The sequence below is a fragment of the Solibacillus palustris genome (genome assembly GCF_022549215.1).
Classification (GTDB): Bacteria; Bacillota; Bacilli; order Bacillales_A; family Planococcaceae; genus Solibacillus; species Solibacillus daqui.
This window is the reverse complement of record NZ_JAKZFC010000002.1, coordinates 12,091-26,014: the sequence shown is the minus strand read 5'-3', so window position 1 is coordinate 26,014 and position 13,924 is coordinate 12,091. Positions and strand designations below refer to the sequence as shown.

Genomic DNA, 13,924 nt, shown 5'->3' with positions numbered 1-13,924 from the left:
GGAGTGCGCTTGACTAAAAGGTTTATAGACTTTCAAGCAAAAATAAGAAGGTGACTCAATCATGTCGTTTAACTAAACAACAGATGAGTTACCTTCTTACAATAAAACACGATATATTTTTCTTGGTCGCCCACGTGGATGTGGCGTTTCTTCAGCAATTTCTTTTGCAAACCCATTTTTCAAAAGTTGGTCCAAGATTCTCCGTGCACTTCTTGGCATGATTTGTAAATGTTGACCAAGCTCATGAGCCGTAATTTCTGATTTTCCTATTTTCCCTAATATAGAATCTACTTTGCTTATAGTAGCAACGCTTAGTAGGGTCCTTTCACTAATTGCTTGGTACTTCTTGGATTCATAAGTATACGTAATTTTTTCTGGTTTCCCTAAAGGACCATTAATTGTTTTATTATCTAAAAAAACCATCCAAGCCCCATTTTTATATTCTTTGGCATGCAAGAGGGCTTTTCCTGCATTGATTTCAGCCTCATATGCAGATTGACCGATTCCGATTCCACATGTTATATCCTGTTGACTTAGTTGCTTAATTTCCTCTACATCAGGAACAGTCGTAAAGTTTCCAGTAATATCAGACAACTCACCTCGAGTGGAGAAAATAACATATCTCCCCGGGCCTACTGTTTTAAGTGATCCTTGAACTTTTTTAGAATAAATGAGTAACTTTTGAGTAATCCCTATTTCTTTATTATATATTTCATCAGAAGAATACATATTTTTAGATAAACCAAACATATTATTAATTTCGAACATCTGTACAGCAATTTGTTTATTTTTAAAAAGGAGCATTTCATTTGTACGAAGCGCCAAATTCAAGGTTGTTTGAATTGCTGATTTCGTCGGTGTGACACGGAATACTGGCACACCCATTTTTTTCAACTCATTCGACACCGCCCATACACATGTAACAGCTGCCTTAGTCTTTCCTGTTTTCCATAATTCATAATGGTGCTTTACTAAAAGTTCAGCAGATCCTTCATACATTTTTAAATGATTTGAGGTGAAACTAACAGCCAACTCTTCAAACACTTGCTTCAATTCTGATGGGGTGAAACAATCAAAACTTAGTTCATTCATATTCAAGTTATGTTGATATAACGCATAGTACAACGTTTTGTATAAACTTGAACCTGGATACTTAACAAAAAACATCGGCTTCTCTACTTTCCCCCATTCTTTTGCAATTAAGTATGGTGTGTAACCCGAAAAAAGCCACATATCAATATCATGTTGATGAGATTCTAATATATCTATAACATCTTCCGAGCGAGTATGCAGAAATAACGAATTAGTGAACTCCGAATATTCACTTGCAACAGACCCCATCAATTCCAAATTATCTTCTACACCTATTATTCCTAATCGAATTCCCATGGCCAACCTACTTTCATTAAATTTCTATATCCTAACCCTCTATTATGTAAATGTTCACCACAAATGTCGAAACGTATATTACTTATATAATAACTAATTATTCAATAATAAATCTGCTTGGTATCGATAATTTTTCTTTTCTATGTTCATTTTTCTATTTCATACTAAAGATTTTAACATATTATAACAATCGAAAATTACAAACTCCACTATTTGCTGAATTTTTGGAAAATAATAGTTTTGTTATCAGCTTAACTTTCAATTTCTTTTTCATATTACCAATAAATTCTGGTATATCGCCATAATCTCTAAAATATTCAGCAATGTCTAAGACTCTTAAAAAAGCCCAAACTTCTGAATCTATATTGATTTTATAGCTATTCGTTCATTTGTATAATCTCCCGACTTTAAATTTATATCAATACCATTTACCGTCATTACTTCGTTCTTTAAATCAAATGAAATTCCCATACGTTCTAAATAAAACTTCAAATCAGTGTCTGTAAATCCAATTCTAACGTCATTTTATTCCTCCATAATTTAGATGTTTTTCTACATAATTTCTTAACATGAAGCCAGAATTGGGGACAACGGCTTGGTGCTAAAAATAGTTGACTATTTTAAAAGAACAACAAAAGAAGCTATTCAACTAGCACTTACAAGATACTCGCATAGTTCAGGAAAGCGTAATTTTGGGTATTTATTTATGTATGGATTTGTAAAATGCATGATTTCTAACAGTAAACTTACCTATCTCATTCTTCCCCAAATATTTCTTGTAATTCGTTATACGCGCCTTACAAGGAGCGTATACACGTATCCTTTTCTATGAGCAACTTGAATAACAATTACAATGTGGAATGTCCTCTACAATAACCGGTAACTATTTAGACCTTACTCCAAACCTTTCATTTAGTTGCTTGCACCAATGAAGAAATATCATCCTTTCAAAATCAAATACACCTTAGCCCTACCTATGCCATACTCTTTTGCTATATCAGTAGCATTTTCTCCTGCTTCAAACAACGTACGCACATGCTTCTTAGTCTTTTCATCAATAGCAGGTTTGCCGCAAACTCTTCCTCTATTACGGGATATTATTCAGCAAATACAGATATCAAACATAGCTTCCCTGTCATTCCCCAATGAAAAGAGCTATTTTCGAATTTATGTTTTCTACTGGTTGTCGAATTGGAGAAATAGTTACTTTAGAAAAGAACCATATTAATTGGTCCAATCAATCCACGATTGTTAGAGGGAAAGGTGATAAGGAGAGGGAAGTTTATTTTAATATACGTTGCGACATATGGCTTAAACGGTATATTGAAAGTCGGAATGACAATAATCCTGCCATCTTTGTAACAGCAAGGCAGCCACATAAAATGAGTGTTGCCCAAATGCGATACATCATCAAGCGGATCTCCAATCGTGCTGAAATTAATAAAGAGATTCATCCACACCAACTTAGACACAGCTTTGCAACTCACTTGTTGAATAATGGCGCTCCTATTGAAGTCATTCAAAGTCTTATGGGGCATGAGAAAAGTGAAACCACAAGGATATACGCTCAATTAAGCGGTAAACTACGGAAAGAGTATTATCAAAAGTACTTTTAAATGTAAAATGAGCAACCGTTAGCCATCCATGTAGCGCAAAAACCAACGCCACAACACAAAAGATGAAAATGTACTCAGAACGGGTATTGAATACTACGGCTGGGAGAGGAAGGTCGATAAACTATGGTGCTTTGAGCCCTTCCGTTAGTCTGACTCCAACGATCTGGTATCGGACGATGCCTATATTACTTGATTGAAGGCTTTCTTTACTTTGTTCACATCTTCTAATCAACCATTTCCCAAAATTGAGACGCTGCTTTGGAAATTCGTTGGTCTTTTAATTTTACTATTACAGGCTCTAGATGAAAATCAAATTGTTTCAATTCTAAAAGTGTTGTATGTTCTAAAAATGGTGATGTGTAATCCATTCTTGGAATAACGGATAATCCTAGTCCTCTACTAACAAGTGCTACAACCATCCTTATATCTTTACACTCAATAATGATATTTGGCTTGACTTGATGTACATCAAACGCTTTGAAGAGGTCTTCATTGAAAGAGAGTCCTTCCATTGCTCCTAGCATAATGAATGGGAACTGGGCAATTTGTTCAATCGTCACATGCTGAGATGAAAACGATGTTGCCCAACTTGTTGGGATAATCACAGTGGTTGGTTGTTTTTTTAATATTTTCATCTCATATTGTTCACTATTGCCCAATCGTAAAAGTAAGGCAACATCAATTTCTCTTTGTTCTAGTCTTTTTAATAATTCTTCTGAATTTCCTGTTACTATATTCATTTTAACATTTGGATATTGTGTTCTAAACATACTAGCATAATCAATGAGCATATTCGAACATGTAGACGATACACCGATACTTACTGTTCCTCCTATACCTTGTTCAACTTCTTGGATTCGCTGCTTTACATCTTTAATTTGCATTAGCATTTCATTGGCATATTGGTATAGTATTTCACCTGTTTCTGTAAGCTCCCATTTTTGACGATATCGATGAATTAAAGTTGTGCCAAGATCATTTTCAAGCTTTTTTAACAACTGACTAAGCGGCGGCTGCGCGATATGAAGCACTTCTGCTGCTTTAGAAATACTTCCTTGTTGCACAATTTCTTTAAAGTAATGTAATTGTCGAAAATCCATTTCATCTCTCCAATATATGTTTTTTGATATGATTAGTTTATCATATATATATTTTTCATATCTTGAATTTGACGTTATAATCCTATATCTAGAGTGTTTATATTAATAATATTAAGTAGGAAGTGAGAGATATTATGAATCATAGGTGCAGAACATTGAAGCGTATCATCTTGTACGTGCTCGGGTTATTTTTTATGTCGATTGGCATAAGCCTGTCGATTCAAGCAGGATTTGGGGTATCGCCTGTGTCATCATTAGCATATGCAAGTACGCTAACGACTGGTTTATCGGTTGGTCTGACAACGGCGCTTGCAAATGTTTTATACATTATTATTCAAGTAATACTAAGTAAACGAATGGAGTTAAATGAATTTGCAGGTCAATTCATTATTTCGTTTTTATTTGGGTTATTCATGGATGCAGCGCTCTTCATTGTACAACTTTTCCCTACACCTGAAACCATCTTTGCTCGAATTGCATATTTAATTGTTAGTTTATTTGTAATAGCAGTCGGTTTAATGGGCTATACAACAGCGAAGCTTCCATTAATGCCTTACGATGCGTTAACTTATGTAATTAGTGAAAAGTTTAATTTGAAATTCGGTCAAGCAAAAATTTCAAGCGATTTAATAAATATTTGTGTGGCTGGTACAATCAGTGTAATTTTCATTCAATCATTAGGCTCAATCGGAATAGGGACACTAATTGCTGCCTATTTTATCGGCAAAATTTTGGGGTGGATGATCCCAAATTATCAACCAACTCTTCTACACTGGGTATTTATAACAGAGAAGACTGCCTAAGGAAACAATGCCAATCAATTTTATATCGTTTTTGATCAAGGTAAAAATTCTTTTAGTTTTATTATAATCAGCTTCCACAATTAACCTGCCTCGTTAGTTTAACAAGAAAAAAGAGCTGCATATGCAACTCAATAATCTTCAAGTAAAGCACACCGATAGTTCAATATGAGGTTAGATGAAAAAGGACTTACTATTAACAGTAAGTCCTTTTTGTATCTTATAAGAATATCTCGTCACAACTTAAGAAGTTTATCATGTACATCGAGGGTTTACGTAGTACATCATTAACCCTGAAGTTGACCTTCATCTAAACTAAATTCAGTTACTTTCTTAAGGTCTTTATTTACATTAACTAAACACGTTTTTCCTCCATCATATTTAAAATAAAAATGATAGTACCAATCTTCTTTTGAATCTTTAGCTGTATTTACTTCTTTACTTGGTTCTTCTAAAAATTCATAGCTTTTACCATCTAATATGTTATTCTCTTTAACAAAGTTAGTTGCTAAATTTTTTGCTTCATCATAAGAAAAATTCTTATAATTTTGATTTTTAGCTTCTCCTGGATGATACTGTAGACTTACTATCTTATTAGTTTCCGCGTCTAATATTGCACTATATTGAATGGCTGTATTTCCATTTATAAATTCACTATTTTTATTACTCCATCCTATTGTATAAAATTTATGTCCGTCTATCTCATAAAACTCATTTTTTCCTTCATAAAAGTTTTTAGTATCTACTGTTTCATTAAAATTCTTTGGAAAAGCATCAAGTGCTACTTCTTTAAATTTATTTTCTTTGTAACTGTCTTGTTCAACAGCCTGTTCAGTCATTACTGTATTCAATGGCACTATATTATTTGATGCATGTGCAATAGCTGTAACACCTCCAGTACCCAATATCCCAACTAACGCTAATCCCAATATTTTCGTTGATTTCATAATATTTTTCCTCCTGTAATCGCAAGTTTTAAATTTGTTTTACTTCCTTGCTATAACTGAAGTATAGTAGATAAATCTTAAGAATCTCTTATTATTATTCTTAAGAAAATATAAATATTATTAGTATCAAAATGAGAAAGCGAATCATTAAGCTTATGTGCATTAACTATTCAACTTAACCCCTTGTTCAACTAAACTGCCCCGTTAGTTCAATAAGAAAAAAGAGCTGCATTTGCAACTTAATGATCTACAAGTAAAGCCCCCGTTAGTTTAAGTGTATTTATTCACAAACTTCCATATATCATTTTAATTACTTCTATAAATTCAGTCTACACTGAACTACTTAATTAAGTAAGTATCTTCTTGCTAGTCCATTTTGAACGTTCCCTATGACTTATTTGGGAACATTATTTAGTTTTATTTTGTATAATTATAATTCATTACTAACTATAAACTTTTCATCAGCTTTGTTAGTTTGTTTATCCATAATATATAGCTTTTGGGTCGTCTTTTTTCTAATAGCTATTCACTATAGTTACCACTTATTATGATTCTTATAGCTTTTTTCGTGAATGTAAACTTCATTTTCCATTCGTAACCAATTACTAATAGCAGTTATAATTACTACAAAAATCCCGAGTAAAATAAAAGATATACTATAATGTCCTAAAAAAAATAAAATTAATCCAGCAATTAGCAGTAATATCACTAAAATTATTGACCATATTTTTAATTTTTCCTTTTTCTTCATAATATCCCCCTTCTTTAAACGTTAATACCTCATTAATATTTTGTATTATTTTACCATATATTTATGTTGAAAATGTCCCCAAAGCGCCGTTTGGTAATAAATCTTTCCTTAACGTCGTAAATATGCATAAATCTGGAGATACCCCTTATTGAACTAAACTGCTGCGTTAGTTAAAAAAAAGAGCTGTATATGCAACTCAATGATCTTCAAGTAAAGCCCCCGGTAGTTTAAGTACATTATTTCACATAGTCAAAAGAGTTATTGAAATGATGTATTTTATAATAGCTGTTGTTTTACAAAAAGCTTAGTGTATTCTCATCTTTTTATACAGCTTATAGCTCTTTCTTATGCAAACTTTAAAAAGTAAATGTAACAAAATAATAAACTCTAAATTCTTTTAGATAAATTAAAAAGGCTTAAGTCAGATTACGTAAGGACTTAAGTCTTTTTATTTATTTATATAAAACATTCACTAGTATTACTGAAATTACTTTAACTTGTCTTTTTCGGCGTAAACCATGTACTAATGAAAGCTATTATAGAGATGACAAACATATAGAAGTAAGTGTTACTCGCGGCACTAACATAACCAGTATTTGATTCTAAAGAAACATTCGATAATTGAATTGTATAGATCGTCATAATAATTGCTGTACCAATTGCTCCAGCTAGTTGACGAATTGTATTGTTTATCGCCGATCCATGAGATACTAATTCCTTTGGTAATCCATTTAAAGCAGCAGTGTTTAAAGGCATCGTAATAAACGCTAAACCAATACGTAATAAAATTGTACGGACTAAAATATATGCTGTTGTAGTTTCTGGTGATAAATCAATAACTGCAAGCATCGATATTGCGATTAAACCTGTTCCTAGAATGAATAAAGGTTTCGCCCCATATCTATCGAATAGCTTACCGGTTACTGGGGAAAGTATTGCATTGATAATTGCACCCGGTAATAATAACAATCCTGCATCAAGTGCTGTAAACCCCCGTCCATCCTGCAAATAAATCGGCAGTAATATTAAATCGGCATACATTAAAATGGTAGTTGTTATATTAACAATCGTAGTCATCGTAAATATTTTAAATTTGAAAACATTTAAATTCAGTAAAGGTTCAGTAGACTTTATTTGTCTATGACAGAATAATATCATAACGAGCAAACCAACAATAACGGATGTAATGACCATTAAATCATCCCACCCTCGGCTACCTGCAATACTAAAACCAAAAAGAACAAAACCAAAACCAACCGTTGAATAAACTACACTTACTATGTCGAGCTTTACTTTTGACGTTTCAGCAACATTAACTAAATATTTACTTGCTAGGATGATAATCACTACTGCGAATGGAATTATGATGATAAATAACCATCGCCAAGATAAATACTCTAAAATAAATCCTGCTAATGTTGGTGCTATGGCTGGCGCAAAAATAATGGCGAAGCCAACCTTCCCCATAATCGCTCCTCGTTTTTCCGCTGGGTATAGATATACAATTACTGTCATCATTAACGGGATGATAATCCCGGCACCTACCGCTTGAATCATTCTACCTGTTAATAGTACGCCGAAATTATTCGCACCTGCTGCGATAATAGAGCCAATTAGTAAAAATAACAACGAGCTAATAAATAACTGACGTGTTGAAAAACGTTTCATTAAGTAAGCTGTTATAGGTACTAACACACCATTTACAAGCATAAATCCAGTTGCTAACCATTGAATAGTTGCGGTATTTACATCGAAAACAACCATTAAATCACTAAATGCAACGTTTAACAATGTTTGATTTAAAGTAGAAAAAAAGGTTCCTGTTATCATAATGATAATTAATAACTTTTTAGTACTACTCGATATTTCATTTTGCATATTAAAATCCTTCCCATATAATACATATTATCGACAAAGTGTCTAAAAAATATAATAGCAAAAGAATTAAAACTTCTATATACAATCAGGTCCGTTCTGTCTATTAATAAACAATTTAAAATGAAAAAGGAATGATTTAAATGACTTATAAAGAAGATCCCCGTACCATTCGTACACAAGAAATGCTTAAAGAAGCCCTACTCACACTTTTACAAGAAGGTCACTCTTTTCACCAAATTTCTATTCAAAAATTAACGAAGAAAGCAAATTTGAACCGGACCACCTTTTATTTACACTATCAAAATATAAATGAGTTAAAGGAACATTTAACAAATGATATTTTACAAGTCCTAACTGACAAAATAGAAAATTTGACCTCCATTTTTGATACGAATCGCAAAGATAACTTGATACAGCTATTGGATTATCTTCTTGATCAAAGAAATCACATACTTGCTTTAGTACAGTTTGAACAAGTTGAAAAACATTTACATTTATTGATGAAAGATTTAATAGTAACCCGTCGAAGTCACTCTAAAAATATTGGAAGAAAAATCATTGTAGATACAGATGTTAAAACTGCCTCTATTATCGGTGTTATTATGTGGTGGTTAAAAAATGGATTACACCTGGATTCAGCATATATTGCAGACCAAATTAATCTTATGTATCGATCTTAATTATGTTTTCTATTAAAACATGAAATGTCAAAACATTGATTGCACAACGTTTTGGCATCGAATAGATATAATTATTTTAAATAAACAATAAATCATATCTACAATACTCTCTTAAAATCAATTCTAAACCATTCAATAGGCAATCCGCTAATCGCATTTATTGAATATGTAATCTTACTATTTCTGGGGATATCATAATTAGGTTTTAGTGATTATTAAAATAATATTAAATTTCACATTATCAATCAATGACGCTTGTACAGTCGCGCGTCTCCTTTTTATTGCACGGTATAAATAATACGAGTTCTTGAAAAAAGGTTTCAATAAAGAAAAGTCTTCTTCAACTAAACTGCCCCGTTAGTACTAGAAGAAAAAGCTAACCTAAAGGTAGCCTCGTTCTGCTAAAGCCTCCGTTAGCTTAAGTACGTTAGTTCACAGAGACTTCTTATAAGTAACAAAAAAAGGGGCCATCAAAGAACCAATTATAAAAATAAAAATAGCTATTCCAAGTATTACAAAACCATTTCTATAAGGGGGCGGGGAATAAGCTAAGATGAGCATTGGAAGAATAGTAAAAGAGACAAAAATTAATCTGCCTGGGACTGTTATCTTATGTGTTGTATCGCATTCGTTACATTTAATCGGTTTATAATTCCGCCAACAGGATTTAGAGATTTCACTCCAACTGAAATGTGCATTGCATTTCTCGCACTTTTGCAAAGCTAATCACCTCCATTATAATTTCTAAATCTTCTAAGTCATTGATTTATTAACCTGATGCTTTAGTTCAATAAGAAAAAAGAGCTGCATATGTAACTCAATGACTTCAAGTAAAGCCTCCATTAGTGAAATAAAAAAACTTATTACCAATCTGGTCCATCATTACTATCAGCGACTTTAAGATTAAATGAATTGGAATCTAGTTTGTTATTTTCAACTGATTCAAAGAAAATTGATTTTACCTCTTCCTGTACGGATTCAGTTGCATCTTTAATTTCTAAGATATATTTCACCCGAATATCATCTTTTGAATAAACTGCAAGCAACATTTGAAAAGCATAACCTTTATCTTTTAATTTGTTGTTTACCTGTTCAAAAAAGCCCCCCTCTTGATAAAGTAGAGTTTTAATTTCTTCGGCTTCTTTTATTATCTTTTCATTTTTACCATGTAGTTCAGAACTTATTGAAGGGGAAGTTTCAGTTATTTCTCCTTTAGTTGAGACGTTATAGATGAATAGAAAAGCCACAACAAATAAAATCACAATGGTTCCAATTAAAGTGATTTTGCCCTTTTTTATTCTGTACACTTCCTTTTTTACTATAAATATATGGCTGTATTAAAGGTTTTAAACATGCTTAAGTTCTTCAACTAAACTGCTCCGTTAGCTCAATAAGAAAAACATACTAAGATTAGTAGTGCAGACCAAGGCATTGGTTCGTACTACTATTTTTTTATATAGTAGAGGTGAAGAATAGGTCGGGCAGCTCTTTGGATCTTGAATCCGTAAAAAAAACTGACCTACTTCACAACCTTATTTGAATCAGGTTTAAGTATGTTGGATCCTTTGAGATCGTGTATTTCGGCAATCCATTTTCCAAGTGATTTTGCTGCCTCTTCGTATAAATCATTGTTACCTAGACTTGCACCACAATAAACTGAAATATTCAAATTCTATTCCTCCTTTATGCTATCATTATAGAAGTATAAGGAGTGATTTTCATTGAATATTTTTGAATACCAAAAGTGGATAACAGAATTTTATAAAAAACGTGGCTGGTATGACTTAAATGCCTTTATTCGTGTAAATTTTTTAACGGAAGAGGTTGGTGAAGTTTCAAAAGCCATTCGAACAATTGAAATTGGGCGTGATCGTCCGGATGAAAAAACTCTACCAAGAGAAAACCAAATTGAGAATTTAAAAGAAGAACTAGGAGATGTTCTTGATAATTTATTTATTTTAGCTGATAAGTACGAAATTGATTTAACTGAAATAATGTTAAGCCATAAAGATAAATTAACCAAACGATATCAATAAGAATGCATCTAACCTTTAAACAGCCCCTAAATAAAAGGTCTAAAAATAACAAAACCACCTGAATCGTTGTCATATCAACGTTCTGGTGGTTCTTTTCAAAAGCTGCACTTACTCATGAATACGTTTCATCGAAGCTAATATTAAATTGTATTACTCCTCTTCTCTTTGACCATCAATCTATAGTTAATAGATAAAACAAAGACCGTATTCAACTAAACTGCTGCGTTAGTACAATAAGTTCAATAAAAAAGACCATCAAAAATGATGGTCCTAATTCACAAACCACCATACAGTCATTGAAAACAAAGGGAATTTTAGTTAATAAAATCCTTCATCTTTAATTTTATTGTTCCATAATATTTCTAACAAACAATTGCTTATTTTTATGAGCAATTGTACTTACTATCGCAAGTAATAGCCCCGAAATGACGAATACAATTCTAATTCCTAACAAATCTGCTAATACTCCCATAACAAGAGAACCAACGCCAAAAACCCCAGTTCCGATAGCACCTAATGAGGTATAAACCGTTGACAACTGTTCTTTTGACACACTAGTTTGTATTACCGTTTGTTGAGGAATTTTTTTAATTTGTCCAAAAAGCCCTACACAGAGCGATAAAAGTAAGGAGATCATTGGAATGCTGTTTAGGCTAAATAATATTGTAAATAAGAAACTTGCGAATGAACCTACAAAAATAAAGGTTCCTATTTTCTTTTCAACAAAAGAAGAATATTTAATACAATAAGCACTTCCTAAAATCAAACCTAAAAAGTTAGCTCCATTGATAAATCCCCACCATTTTTCATCAACATTCAAAGCATCGTTGACAAACACATATAAAATAGCGGCTATCCAAACTGTTGCTGCAATTGTTTCCAAAAATTCTATCCAAGCAATCCTTCTTAACACTTGAGTGTTAGATAAAGTTTTCCAACCCTCTTTAATCTTTTCTAATTTCCCTTTTAGCTCGGTTGTTTCATGATTGTTTACACTTTCTAAAAGGCAAAGTAAAATGCTTGCAATTACAAATAAAAATCCAACTAACCAAATAAGTTGTTGAGAACTCATAAGAATTAGCAATGAACTTCCTACGAACCACATACCTGCTTGGATGACCTGCGTAATAGTTTCTGAAATTCCATTAGCTTGAATTAGATGTTCAGGTTTAACATAGTAAGGAGTCAATGTCTGTCTTATTGGATTTGCACATCCGTCAAAAAAAGCAATCAATCCTATTATTAAAAAGATAATATAATAATTAGCTGCTGTTAAACCAATTAACATAAACCCTAGAATAAAGAGTAAAATCGTTTTTGCAATTTGTGACCCAGCAAGTAACCATTTAAGATTTAATTTTTCAACCAAAAGAGGTGTCAGCAGACTGGATATAAACATAGAAGAAGCGATCGTAAATGGCACAAACGATGCTGCAATTGCAGAACCTGTTAATACAAAAATTGTACTTATAACACTGACTATATAAAATACATCGCCTATATTAGCGAGTGACTGACCTATTAGTAATAAAGAAAAATTTCGATTCAATTTCATTATATATCCCCCGATATTTCCTTTGAATTTTGGCTTAATAGGGGGAATATTAGATTGGACTATTCATTAAAATTGAACTCCTATCATTTATCGGACAAATCTGGGGGATTTAGATTTATCACAAGTTTTGTATCATCAATAAATATTTATTTGAATTTTAGCGTTGCTTTTCAATATATTACACTATACAGTAATTAATAACCATATATCCCTCCCCTTACCATTCTTTTATTTTTTTTAATATATTCTCCATAAAAATAAAAGAACCCTACTTCCGCTAAACTGCTCCGTTAGTTTAACAAAGAAATTAGGAAAAACATTCAATTATTATACTTTAAATTCGGTATTTCCTAATCTAACTAATCATTTCCTTCAAATTTATCATCACTTTCGTTAAAGAGGAAATAGAGGTTAGTGTGTCATACTTTTCATTATCTAACGAATGGTTTGCCCCCTGTATTACTTTAATGTTAAAAGAGGTTTGCTGTGCCAGTTGTTCGACTTGTTCTGAGTTATAATGAGGGTCTTTATCACCAATGACTAACAATCCTACGTGATTACTCTTTAAAATTTTTTCATAAATTCTATCGAGTTTCAGTAAAGGGGTAAGTAATATCATTTTGGACTCACTAAAAGCTTCTTTTCTCATAATTTCACTAATAACAGGTATTGTTCCAAGTGATTTCGCAAGGAAAATCTTTTCATTGTAATGAAAATTAGCTAGAACATTGTTTATAACAGGGTTAACATCATTCATAATGATATTAGTTATATCTTCGAAAGGTTGTTCGAATAATTCTTTTTGATATGAATAGTGGATTTGAACAACATCAAATTGATTTTCAAGCATTACCATAGTAGCGTAATAAAGCAAGGGTTTATCGTAGGTATAACCAGTACCCGAAAACATAAAGCAAATATTTTTAGAACCTGTTTGAATATGTGTATATTCTATCTGTTTAAGACTATCATTTGTATCTACTGAAATTTTTGTAGCCTTCATTGGAATTCTCCCTCGCCTTAATTATTGATAATTCATTTTTATCTTTGCCTTTTCAAATTAACTAATTCCCTTAATTACGACTCTATGCTTCTCCATCGTTGCTTGAATAATTTACTGTTTAATTACAACTTCGATATTCTTGCAAAAAAACCTTCTTATTCAACTAACC

14 protein-coding genes and 1 pseudogene are annotated in these 13,924 nt (G+C 32.1%); 4 read left to right on the top strand and 11 right to left on the bottom strand.

What is annotated here, in order from left to right:
• Positions 1–96: 96 nt before the first annotated feature.
• Both LZ480_RS06995 and LZ480_RS06990 read right to left on the bottom strand, forming a co-directional pair.
• Positions 97–1,389: a helix-turn-helix domain-containing protein gene (locus LZ480_RS06995; RefSeq protein WP_241368700.1), complete on the bottom strand. Its 1,293-nt coding sequence runs from the start codon at positions 1,387–1,389 to the stop codon at positions 97–99.
• 939 nt (positions 1,390–2,328) lie between these two features.
• Entirely contained in the window at positions 2,329–2,448 is a 120-nt protein-coding gene (locus tag LZ480_RS06990; RefSeq protein WP_408641607.1) for a helix-turn-helix domain-containing protein, read from the bottom strand.
• Between the two features lie 74 nt (positions 2,449–2,522).
• On the opposite strand from LZ480_RS06990, the pseudogene LZ480_RS06985 reads away from it, so the two are divergent.
• Positions 2,523–3,005, top strand: a pseudogene (locus LZ480_RS06985) (tyrosine-type recombinase/integrase); the annotation flags it as partial.
• Positions 3,006–3,229: 224 nt separating this feature from the next.
• Here LZ480_RS06985 and LZ480_RS06980 read toward each other — a convergent pair.
• Positions 3,230–4,105: a LysR family transcriptional regulator gene (locus LZ480_RS06980; RefSeq protein ID WP_241368698.1), complete on the bottom strand. Its 876-nt coding sequence runs from the start codon at positions 4,103–4,105 to the stop codon at positions 3,230–3,232.
• A 134-nt stretch (positions 4,106–4,239) separates the two neighbouring features.
• Between LZ480_RS06980 and LZ480_RS06975 the strand changes: the two genes are divergently transcribed.
• Positions 4,240–4,908 (top strand): YczE/YyaS/YitT family protein, encoded by a 669-nt coding sequence (locus tag LZ480_RS06975; protein WP_241368697.1) that lies wholly within the window; start codon positions 4,240–4,242, stop codon positions 4,906–4,908.
• A 284-nt stretch (positions 4,909–5,192) separates the two neighbouring features.
• On the opposite strand, the gene LZ480_RS06970 is transcribed toward LZ480_RS06975, so the two are convergent.
• From LZ480_RS06970 to LZ480_RS06960, 3 genes are all read right to left on the bottom strand, one after another.
• Positions 5,193–5,852: a hypothetical protein gene (locus LZ480_RS06970; protein ID WP_241368696.1), complete on the bottom strand. Its 660-nt coding sequence runs from the start codon at positions 5,850–5,852 to the stop codon at positions 5,193–5,195.
• 535 nt (positions 5,853–6,387) lie between these two features.
• The gene (locus LZ480_RS06965) at positions 6,388–6,603 is read right to left on the bottom strand and encodes a hypothetical protein (RefSeq protein WP_241368695.1); all 216 of its coding nucleotides are present in this window, start codon (positions 6,601–6,603) and stop codon (positions 6,388–6,390) included.
• Positions 6,604–7,095: 492 nt separating this feature from the next.
• On the bottom strand, positions 7,096–8,481 hold the full coding sequence (locus tag LZ480_RS06960) for a DHA2 family efflux MFS transporter permease subunit (protein WP_241368694.1): 1,386 nt from the start codon (positions 8,479–8,481) through the stop codon (positions 7,096–7,098).
• A gap of 140 nt (positions 8,482–8,621) precedes the next feature.
• Here LZ480_RS06960 and LZ480_RS06955 point away from each other — a divergent pair, with 140 nt between their 5' ends.
• Positions 8,622–9,161 (top strand): TetR/AcrR family transcriptional regulator C-terminal domain-containing protein, encoded by a 540-nt coding sequence (locus LZ480_RS06955; protein ID WP_241368693.1) that lies wholly within the window; start codon positions 8,622–8,624, stop codon positions 9,159–9,161.
• 432 nt (positions 9,162–9,593) lie between these two features.
• On the opposite strand, the gene LZ480_RS20050 is transcribed toward LZ480_RS06955, so the two are convergent.
• From LZ480_RS20050 to LZ480_RS06945, 3 genes are all read right to left on the bottom strand, one after another.
• Positions 9,594–9,881, bottom strand: coding sequence for a TIGR04104 family putative zinc finger protein (locus tag LZ480_RS20050; protein ID WP_408641600.1), 288 nt, complete (start codon positions 9,879–9,881; stop codon positions 9,594–9,596).
• Positions 9,882–10,024: 143 nt separating this feature from the next.
• Positions 10,025–10,423 carry a hypothetical protein gene (locus tag LZ480_RS06950; RefSeq protein WP_241368692.1) on the bottom strand — a complete coding sequence of 133 codons (399 nt, stop codon included), beginning with the start codon at positions 10,421–10,423 and terminating at the stop codon, positions 10,025–10,027.
• 257 nt (positions 10,424–10,680) lie between these two features.
• A complete protein-coding gene (locus LZ480_RS06945) occupies positions 10,681–10,830 on the bottom strand; it encodes a hypothetical protein (protein ID WP_241368691.1) in 150 nt (49 codons plus the stop codon).
• A gap of 52 nt (positions 10,831–10,882) precedes the next feature.
• Between LZ480_RS06945 and LZ480_RS06940 the strand changes: the two genes are divergently transcribed.
• Complete coding sequence (locus LZ480_RS06940; RefSeq protein WP_241368690.1) at positions 10,883–11,197, top strand: MazG-like family protein; 315 nt, start codon at positions 10,883–10,885, stop codon at positions 11,195–11,197.
• Positions 11,198–11,540: 343 nt separating this feature from the next.
• Here the strand turns inward: LZ480_RS06940 and LZ480_RS06935 are convergent, their stop codons facing one another.
• Together LZ480_RS06935 and LZ480_RS06930 are read right to left on the bottom strand one after the other, a co-directional pair.
• Complete coding sequence (locus tag LZ480_RS06935; protein WP_241368689.1) at positions 11,541–12,752, bottom strand: MFS transporter; 1,212 nt, start codon at positions 12,750–12,752, stop codon at positions 11,541–11,543.
• Positions 12,753–13,107: 355 nt separating this feature from the next.
• Positions 13,108–13,755 carry an alpha/beta family hydrolase gene (locus tag LZ480_RS06930; protein WP_241368688.1) on the bottom strand — a complete coding sequence of 216 codons (648 nt, stop codon included), beginning with the start codon at positions 13,753–13,755 and terminating at the stop codon, positions 13,108–13,110.
• Positions 13,756–13,924 lie beyond the last annotated feature (169 nt).

Bases quoted from the DNA above. Each gene is read 5' to 3' on its own strand.
- LZ480_RS06965 (WP_241368695.1), bottom strand. From the start codon at position 6,603: ATGAAGAAAAAGGAAAAATTAAAAATATGGTCAATAATTTTAGTGATA.
- LZ480_RS06995 (WP_241368700.1), bottom strand. From the start codon at position 1,389: ATGGGAATTCGATTAGGAATAATAGGTGTAGAAGATAATTTGGAATTG.
- LZ480_RS06975 (WP_241368697.1), top strand. From the start codon at position 4,240: ATGAATCATAGGTGCAGAACATTGAAGCGTATCATCTTGTACGTGCTC.
- LZ480_RS06980 (WP_241368698.1), bottom strand. From the start codon at position 4,105: ATGGATTTTCGACAATTACATTACTTTAAAGAAATTGTGCAACAAGGA.
- LZ480_RS06955 (WP_241368693.1), top strand. From the start codon at position 8,622: ATGACTTATAAAGAAGATCCCCGTACCATTCGTACACAAGAAATGCTT.
- LZ480_RS06960 (WP_241368694.1), bottom strand. From the start codon at position 8,481: ATGCAAAATGAAATATCGAGTAGTACTAAAAAGTTATTAATTATCATT.
- LZ480_RS06930 (WP_241368688.1), bottom strand. From the start codon at position 13,755: ATGAAGGCTACAAAAATTTCAGTAGATACAAATGATAGTCTTAAACAG.
- LZ480_RS06935 (WP_241368689.1), bottom strand. From the start codon at position 12,752: ATGAAATTGAATCGAAATTTTTCTTTATTACTAATAGGTCAGTCACTC.
- LZ480_RS06970 (WP_241368696.1), bottom strand. From the start codon at position 5,852: ATGAAATCAACGAAAATATTGGGATTAGCGTTAGTTGGGATATTGGGT.